Origin of the sequence: Streptomyces sp. MnatMP-M17 (assembly GCF_900091995.1) — a bacterium.
In the GTDB taxonomy this organism is placed as follows: Bacteria; Actinomycetota; Actinomycetes; order Streptomycetales; family Streptomycetaceae; genus Streptomyces.
The window spans coordinates 1-8,190 of record NZ_FMDK01000176.1 but is presented as its reverse complement, the minus strand read 5'-3'; the positions used below and the strand labels follow the sequence as shown (position 1 = coordinate 8,190).

General features: G+C 68.4%; 7 protein-coding genes. 3 read left to right on the top strand and 4 right to left on the bottom strand.

Annotation, left to right across the window (positions count from 1 at the left end; all coding sequences use genetic code 11):
* The first annotated feature begins 231 nt into the window (after window positions 1–231).
* Window positions 232–1,182, top strand: coding sequence for an RNA polymerase sigma factor (locus tag GA0115259_RS08795; RefSeq protein WP_093593344.1), 951 nt, complete (start codon window positions 232–234; stop codon window positions 1,180–1,182).
* 467 nt (window positions 1,183–1,649) lie between these two features.
* Here the strand turns inward: GA0115259_RS08795 and GA0115259_RS42720 are convergent, their stop codons facing one another.
* Window positions 1,650–2,000 (bottom strand): transposase, encoded by a 351-nt coding sequence (locus GA0115259_RS42720; RefSeq protein ID WP_370747527.1) that lies wholly within the window; start codon window positions 1,998–2,000, stop codon window positions 1,650–1,652.
* Between the two features lie 17 nt (window positions 2,001–2,017).
* Here GA0115259_RS42720 and GA0115259_RS08780 point away from each other — a divergent pair, with 17 nt between their 5' ends.
* On the top strand, window positions 2,018–2,284 hold the full coding sequence (locus GA0115259_RS08780) for a hypothetical protein (protein ID WP_093593335.1): 267 nt from the start codon (window positions 2,018–2,020) through the stop codon (window positions 2,282–2,284).
* A gap of 300 nt (window positions 2,285–2,584) precedes the next feature.
* Here the strand turns inward: GA0115259_RS08780 and GA0115259_RS08775 are convergent, their stop codons facing one another.
* From GA0115259_RS08775 to GA0115259_RS08765, 3 genes are all read right to left on the bottom strand, one after another.
* Window positions 2,585–3,934 carry a metallophosphoesterase gene (locus GA0115259_RS08775; protein ID WP_093593331.1) on the bottom strand — a complete coding sequence of 450 codons (1,350 nt, stop codon included), beginning with the start codon at window positions 3,932–3,934 and terminating at the stop codon, window positions 2,585–2,587.
* A 6-nt stretch (window positions 3,935–3,940) separates the two neighbouring features.
* A complete protein-coding gene (locus tag GA0115259_RS08770; RefSeq protein ID WP_176732482.1) occupies window positions 3,941–4,735 on the bottom strand; it encodes a GNAT family N-acetyltransferase in 795 nt (264 codons plus the stop codon).
* A 743-nt stretch (window positions 4,736–5,478) separates the two neighbouring features.
* Complete coding sequence (locus GA0115259_RS08765; RefSeq protein ID WP_093593347.1) at window positions 5,479–6,666, bottom strand: Dyp-type peroxidase; 1,188 nt, start codon at window positions 6,664–6,666, stop codon at window positions 5,479–5,481.
* A 110-nt stretch (window positions 6,667–6,776) separates the two neighbouring features.
* Here GA0115259_RS08765 and GA0115259_RS08760 point away from each other — a divergent pair, with 110 nt between their 5' ends.
* A complete protein-coding gene (locus tag GA0115259_RS08760) occupies window positions 6,777–8,132 on the top strand; it encodes a right-handed parallel beta-helix repeat-containing protein (protein ID WP_093593328.1) in 1,356 nt (451 codons plus the stop codon).
* The last annotated feature ends 58 nt before the right edge of the window (window positions 8,133–8,190 follow it).

Below are 8,190 nucleotides of genomic sequence, written 5' to 3'. Positions count from 1 at the left end.
CCAGAAAGCGAAAGGGCCCACCGACACCGTCGGCGGACCCTCACGAAAGATCGAGGCTAGATGTCACCTGGTCGTGCAGCAGACCCCCCATCACCGCCGGCTTCAGCCTGTGGCCCGAACGTCTTGAGCAGCGCTTGCCGTTTTGGGCGGTGATGCTCCGGTTCAGGATGCCGCACCAGGCCCGAAGGTCGGACATTTGGGGCCGAAAGGGCCTGAGTCTAATATTTAGACATGGGTAAAAAACATTGGCTGGTTCGAGTGCCGCAGGACTCCGAACTGCTGCACGCAGCACAGGCGGGCGATGCCAGTTGTCTAGGCCTGCTCCTTGCCAGACATCGAGCAGGTATGCATGCGGTCGCGCTGGCTTTGCTCCGTCACAGCCAGGATGCCGAAGACGCTGTGCAGGAGGCGGTGCTCATTGCGGTTCGCCGGATAGGCGACATTAGGGATCCGGACGCGGTCGGTGCGTGGCTACGGATGGTGGTGCGCAATGTGTGCCGGGCCCAGCTGCGCAAGATGTCGGCCATTCCCATGCCCGAAGTAAGCGAAGCCTTTGAGGCGGATCGGTCAAACCCAACACCGCCGGACCCGGCGGAGGTTCTCGACCAGCACGCGTTGCGGGACTGGGTCTGGGGCACACTGCAGAACCTGTCCCCCACTCTGCAGCTGGTGACGCTCTTGCGCTATTTCACCGACGTCACCTCGTACCAGGAGATCGCGACACTCTGCGCCCTGCCGATCGGCACCGTGCGCAGCAGGCTCAACCAGGCACGCACGAAGCTCGTCAATGCCCTGCTGAACTCGGCCGAGCAGGTGCACGACGATGCTGCAACCCTGCACGCAAGGCACCGCAAGCTGGCCACGGAGACCATAGAATCCGCGGACCGCGGCGAACTTGCGTCGGTCCTCTGTGACTGGTGGTCACCACAGGCAAATGTGTTTTGGTCGACCGGCGAACGCATGGGCATCGACTCCGTGCCCTCGGAGTGGGATCGTGCTGTGTCCGCCGGCGTAGGGCACAAGCTGCTGAACGTGGTGGCCAGCCGCGAGGTGGTCATCTGGGAGGCTGCTCTACTCAACCCGCCGAAGGACCCGTTCCGCTTCCCGTCCGGCGTCGTGTGGGTGCACTTCCTGGACAGGGGTCGTGTCAGCAAGACGCTCCACTACGCGCGCCACCTCTGAAACAGGCCCGGCTCGTTGGTCGGTTTTCTCCGGGATGGTGCACGCGATGCCGCGTTTACGCAGGTAGGCCCGGAACCTGCGGGAGCTGTAGGCCTAAGATCGTGTCCTACATGGCTGTTGGTCGTTGGGCTGTGTATGGGCGGGGTACGTGGAGCTGGATTGTTCCGGACGGCTTGTGGGAGATCGCCAGGCCGTTGATCAGGGCCCGCCACGTGCATCCGGTATCCACGACATAGCGGATCGCGTCCACGATCTCCCGGCGAGGGTGCTTCTCGGGGCAGGACCGGCCACTTCTCCTCCAGCACCACCGCGCTGCCCAACACGTCTCCTCAGCCCATGGGGACGCCGCAGGATACGAGAAGGCTCCTGCGGGGCGTGATTCCACGTAACTGGTATGAAGTCCATGGGCACGACCGCCCGCCTTCGTATGGGGCGGTTCGCCACCGCACCGTCACGAATTTTCACGTTCACGCAGTCCACGAACAGGACCGGATGGACCAGATCGAGCGGCCGCGTGCGCCAGTCGGCCATGACGCCCAGGCCTCGTCCGTGATTGTGGAGACCGTCTCCATGCCGTACGTCCCAACGTGATGCGCGACGATTTCCCCGGAGGTGAGCCCTTTCGCGGTCAGCGACAGGACCATCTTCTCCACGCCGCCGGTGTGGCGTGCGTACCCGGCAGCAGGCTGGAGGCGAAGGTACCCAGCCGGTCCCGGGGGAACCTGCACCACCACACTGCCGACCTCCGTCATCACCTTCCACGACCGGTAGCCGTTGTGGGCATTACCCCCGACCGCGAGCCCCGGCCGCCCGTGCAGCCAGTCCCCTCGGCCAGGTGCGGGTCCGTCTCCGCCTCGACGGCGGCCTGCATCAGGTGCCGGGTGAGCTCGACCAGCAGACCGCCTTCGCCCATCAGCCGCAGTTCGCCGTCATGGACCTTGCCGGTGGCGAGCTCGGCCAGCTCGTCGAACAGAGCGGGGCTCAGCCCGTGCGGGCCGCCGCTTCCCGACTCGCTGCCGTCGTCTTCGATGCCACACCGGCACCGTCAACGACCTCATCCGACACCGCAACCGACATGCCGTTAGCGTCCTCGACCAGGTGACCGTTCTCCGCATCCATCAGGGGTCTCTACTGAGCAGGTGCCCACCAGATTCATGACACTCCTTCGAACCGTTGCCGCGTCCCCTACGCCCGACGGGCAGAGCGGGACAGCCGTTGGACGAGTAGTTGTGGAACCTCACAAGGGCTGGTGCGCGCGGCGGCCGCAACACGTTGACGCTGAATCCGTACGAGGAGGGCCGGTGGTTGTGACGCTGCTGGCGCCCCCTGGCCCTGAGCGAGGCGGCCACGCCGCCGCCAACGGGCATTCGCCCCGGTCGCTGGTGGCGCTGGGGACGCCTACTCAGGCTCGGCGGGACGCCAGCTCGATCACCGTGATGTCCGAGGGGGCGCCGACGCGTGTTGGCGGGCCGGCGGCGCCGGCTCCCCGGCTGACATAGAGCTGTGTGTCTCCGTAACGCTCCAGGCCAGCCACGGTCGGGCTCATCAGGTTCGCGAAGATGTTGGCGGGCCAGAGCTGGCCGCCGTGGGTGTGCCCGGAGAGCTGGAGGTCGACGCCGTGACTGACGGCGTCGTGGATCACGACCGGCTGGTGGGCGAGGAGCACGCACGTGCGCGTTCTGTCCCGGTCACCGAGTGCTCGGGCGAAGTCGGGGCCCTGGCCATCGCTTTCGCCCTCGATGTCGTTGACACCGGCGAGGTCGAAGTGGGGGAGTTCGGTGCGGGCGTTCTCCAAGGGGCGCAGGCCCAGGCGGTGTACCTCTTCCACCCACTGCTCGGCTCCCGAGTAGTACTCGTGGTTGCCGGTGACGAAGAACGCGCCGTGCCGGGCCCGGAGCTCGGCGAGCGGTGCCACCGCGGGGCCGAGGTCCGGCACGCTGCCGTCCACCAGGTCGCCGACCAGAGCGATGAGGTCGGGCTGCGTGCCGTTGATCGTGTCGACGACCTTCTGGGCGAAGCTGCGGCCTAGAACTGGGCCCAGGTGGATATCGCTGACGACCGCGATCCGGTAACCGTGCGCTGCGCGCGGGAGCTTGGCCACCGGGACAGTGACGTGCTTTACATTCGGACCACGCAGAACGCCGTATGTGCCGTAACCGACAGTCCCCACGGCGGCTGCGGCGGCAGCACCGGCGACCACCCTGGAGACGAAGAGGCGACGAGAGGGTACGGCGAGGGAGCCGGACGGCTCGACAGGCCCCGCGGTGCGGGCTCCCAGCTGGGGGTCAGGCATGGGCACAAGGGACGTGGACGTCGTGTGCGAGGTGGCGGGCGACGCGGTCACGTCGGCCGACGTGGTGATCGGTGACACGGCCGGGGTTACTCGCGTCGGTACCGGCTTCGGCGCTGGTACGGCTTTCTCGGCACCCGCCCGTTGTGCGAACCACCGCCGCAGCAACGGGCGTACAGCTTCACCCGCCAACACCCCCAGCAGCAGGTATACCGATAGGACCAGCCACAGGTAACCCGGCCAGGCCAGGATCTCCTGGATCCGGAAGGGAGCGTCCGTCCACACACTAGCGAAGGTGCCGACCGTCAGTGCCCAGCCACCGCAAATCACCACCGCACCTGCTCGACGCATGAACCCGGGGCCTCGGGTCGTGTCGTGGAACAGCCGACGCCACACCAGCCAGTTGGCCGCCACCAGAGCGGACAACCCGAGCAGTGCGACCAGTACGAAGACGACGACCACGCGACTCTATCCCTTCCGCGCCCGCGAGACGGCCTTCGGGGATGCACTCAAGCTCCCTGCGCGCTTCGGGGAGACGTTTGACTCCTGCGTCGGAGCGGAGAGCACCGACAGGTACTCCTCGGTGTGGAAACCGGCCGACGCATACACGGGCTCACCCATTGCGCTCGCGTAGAGGTAGGCCGTGGGGGCGCCGGAGGCGTAGCCCGCGCGGACCAGCTCCATGGTGACCGCCCACCCGTAGCCGCGGCGCCGGTGCCCCGGGAGCGTGGAGATGTTGAAGATGCCGTTGAGTTCACCGCGTACTGCTGTCATGCCCGTCCCGACCGGCACGCCGTCCACCTCCGCCAGGTAGAACGCGACCCCGTCCAGGCGGGCCACGGCCGGATCGTCGAGCATCGCGAACATCTCATGCGGCACCCCGAAGCCCTCCGCCATGACCTTGACGTACAGGCGGAGCTCAGCGGCTTCGATCGCACGCACCTGCAGAGAGCCGTAGGTCTGCTGCGCCGGCATCCCCTCATCGGGTCGCCTGACCATGAGCGGAATTATCTCGAGGCGGGTCAGTCCGTGGCGCGCAGCCTCCTCTGCGACCTGCGGTCCGGGTACGCCACGGACCTGAATGCTCCACGGGACATCCCATCGCTCGGACTCCGCGAGCGCTGCGATGTCTTCCGCGAGCGGTTCGGAGCTGGGACTGATCACGAAGTTCAGCGAGGCGGCCGGCGCGCCGGCGACAGCCAGCAGGGCACCGTGGCGGCCTCTTCGGGCGCGTCCCGTGGTGACCTTCGCCAGGTCTTCCATGAGGTCGACGTAAGCCGTTGTGAACTGCCCCAGCGAGTCGTGGACATAAGTCATGGCTTGAAGATGTTCCTTTGGTTATTGCGTGAAGGCCGACCTGGGACCGCCTCAGGCCGCTCCGTCCAACGCTGGACAAAAAAAGCCATCTCCTGGGTCGCGGCGGTAGATGCACCAATGTCGTCGAGTACGGCTTCGGCGAACCGCCCGTAGCGGGACATGGAGTAGTCCCCGTCCGGTAGTAAGGCGCTGTCGCCTGAACCGACCGGATCGAGGTACACCAAGGTGAGCTTCTCTTCCAGCTCGGGTATTCGAAGGTACGCCAGGTGCGCGCCCGGGCCTCCAGGGTGCACGAGGCACACGGGGCCCTTACCTGCGAGGCGGTAGACCTGACGTATCCCGTCGACGACGGTCCGTGCTTCACCCGCGGCGGCTCGCGCATACCGTCCGCCCCTCGGCGCTGCCGTTATGCCATCCATACCTGCAAGATGCGGCGAGAGCCCGGAAAGTTCGATGGATCGCTGGATCTGTCTACCGGGTTCATCTCATCGACTGCGGGGGGAGCGGGCGCAACTTGTTAACGCGGCCTTGGTTCAGCAAGTGCACCCATACGACGCCGGGCGGGCAGTGGAACGGGTTCTCCGGCGGGTTGAGCAAGGCCGGCTTGCTTCGGCTGTCGGCCCGGAAGGCTCGGGCACGCCAAGGTCCTGCCCGACCGCACAGCAGCCCACCGGCCCGGCACCGCGGCATCAGCCGAACAGCGTGGAACCGAGCGGGTGTTGTCGGTCGAAGCCGGGGAGGATCAGGAACGTCGCGCTGGCGGTCGTGGTGGTGAAGGGCAGCAGCGCGTCGGAGGTGTCCATGCGGGTGAGCGTGGCCGTGAAGGTCCGCAGGTCGTTCTGGAAGCTGATGAAGAGCAGGCCGGGGGCGGGCTCGTCGGTGCTGTACGAACGGCGGAGCATGAGGCCGACGCCGACCACGGTGGGGTTCGCCCTGCGCACGTGGGCGTCCGCGGGGACGAGATAGCGCCCGTCGGGCGTCTTGGCGCCCAGTTCCGGGCCGGAGGCGACGGCGCCGCCGGAGAGGGGTACGCCGCTGGCCCGGCGCCGCCCGAAGACCGCCTCCTGCTCGGCGACGGACAGGGCGGCGAACCGTGTCAGGTCGAGTTCCATACGCCGCAGTACGGCCAGGGTGCCGCCGGAGACCGCAGGGGGCCCGGCCAGCCACAGGTCACGTTCCTGCTCGGCGGTGGTGTGCGGGCCCACGATGCCGTCGATGAAACCGAGCAGGTTGCGCGGTGCGGTACGGCCCTTGGCGACCGGCACGTTCGTACCGCGGCGTCCGGGCTGCCGCCAGCGTTCACGGACGCGGTCGCCGGCCTGGTCCAGGAGCGCGGCGGCGACGACCGGTACGAGCAGCGCGTCGTCGGCGCAGATCTGTATCAGCAGATCACCGCCGCGCGCCTGCGGGGCGATCCGCTCGCGGGAGAACCGCGGGAGGTCGGCCGCGCCGGGCAGTGAGGCACCGGCCGTCCGCACCAGCCGCGGACCCACGCCGACGGTCACGGTCAGGTCACCCGGGGACAGGCCCAGCAGCCGCGGGTCGGACCCGGCGGTGAGGGCGCGGATGGTCTCGCCGAGCTCGGCCAGTAACGGGCCGGGAGCCACCGCGGTGCCGAGGTCGGCCACCACGGCCAGCAGGTTGCGCTGGGCCGTCCCGGGAAACGTGACGCCCGCCTGATGCCGGCCGGTCGCCGGAACCGGCGTGGGTACGGCCACCCTCTCCGGGTCCGGCATGTCCGCGTCCGCCGCGGAAGGGCCGGGCCGACCCGGCTCGGCGGAGTCCCATGAGCACCCGGCGATGAGACCTGCGGCCACGGTGGCGCCGGTGACATCGAGGAACGCGCGGCGTGACGGATGGCGATCGGCGCGGTGCATGGTGTGCAGAGTGCCACACCCGCCTCGCGTCTGCGGCTCAACCTCCTTGTTCCGGCCGCTCAACCTCCTTGTTCCGGCGGGGAATTCGCCCGTCATGCCAGACTGGGATCATGTCTCGATCAGCTCTTCGCGTGATGGCGATGGCGGGGTTACTGGGCGCACTGACACTGGCGGCCGGCTGCGGCAGCGGTGGTGGTGGCGACGACGACGGATCGGACAAGGGCCGGCGGCCGGAAGGTGCGCGGGTGACAATCCGTGTGCCCGGCGACGCCCCGACGATCTCGGATGCGGTGTCCCTGACCCAGCCCGGTGACCTGGTACTGGTGGCTCCGGGGGTGTACCACGAGTCGGTGAAGATCGACACGGCTCGCATCACGCTGCGGGGCGAGTCCCGGGCCAGGGTGGTAATCGACGGGCGGTTGCGGCAGCCGAACGGGGTGGTCGTCGCGGCGCCCGGGGTGGCCGTGGAGAACCTGACCGTGCGGAACAACACGCAGAACGGGGTGCTGGTCACCGGTTCGGCGGCGGCGGTCGCCGGGCTGCCGGGGAGCGGCGGCTACGACACCGGCGATGAACCCGTCAGCTTTCTGAAGTCGTTCCTGGTCTCGCATGTGACCGCGACGCGCAACGGCCTGTACGGCATCTACGCGTTCTCCGCGCAGAACGGTGTCATCGAGCACTCCTACACATCGGGCGCGGCGGACTCGGGGATCTATGTCGGCCAGTGCAAGCCGTGTCGGATCGTGGTGCGGGACAACGTCTCCGAACTCAACGCGGTCGGTTACGAAGGCACCAACGCCGGCGGCGACATGTATGTGGTCGGCAACCGTCTGGTCGGCAACCGCGTGGGGCTGACCACCAACTCCGACCACCAGGAGAAGCTGCTCCCGCAGCGCGACGCCGTCGTCGTCGGCAACCTGATCGCGGACAACCAGCAGACTCAGACCCCCGAACAGGCCGACGGCGGCTGGGGCATCGGTGTCGGCGTCGACGGCGGCAGCGACAACCGGTTCATCCGCAACCGGATCACCGGCAACACCAACGCCGGGCTCGTGATCACCGCGACCGCCGACCTGACGGCGGACCGTAACCGGATCACGGACAACACCTTCACCGCCAACGGCGTCGACGTCGGCTGGACGTTCCCCACCGCCACCCGCGGACAGGGCAACTGCCTGCAAGGGAACGCGCTTCGGACGACCGTACCCGCAGGGCTCGCGGACACGGCGTCCTGCCCGGTTCCCGCCAAGTCCCCCACGCCCTCCGGCAGTTGGGCGAGTCCGACGGCGCCCGCGGGCATCCCGTTCACCGACGTGGCCACGCCCGGCCCGCAGCCGGAGTTCCCGCATGCCACCACTGCCGGCGCCACCGTCGTACCGGACGTTCCGGCGTTGCCGGACATCGCGGACATCGCGCTGCCGTCGCCGTCGCTGCTCGCCGCCGGTGCGCGGGTGCAAACCTCGTGAGCGGCGGCCAGGCCCTGTCCGGCCGATCGGACAGGACCTACGGCGCGGGGGTGGCTCC

Excerpts from the sequence above, each read along its gene's own strand:
- GA0115259_RS08770 (WP_176732482.1), bottom strand. The coding sequence starts at position 4,735 with ATGGAAGACCTGGCGAAGGTCACCACGGGACGCGCCCGAAGAGGCCGC.
- GA0115259_RS08795 (WP_093593344.1), top strand. The coding sequence starts at position 232 with ATGGGTAAAAAACATTGGCTGGTTCGAGTGCCGCAGGACTCCGAACTG.
- GA0115259_RS08765 (WP_093593347.1), bottom strand. The coding sequence starts at position 6,666 with ATGCACCGCGCCGATCGCCATCCGTCACGCCGCGCGTTCCTCGATGTC.
- GA0115259_RS08760 (WP_093593328.1), top strand. The coding sequence starts at position 6,777 with ATGTCTCGATCAGCTCTTCGCGTGATGGCGATGGCGGGGTTACTGGGC.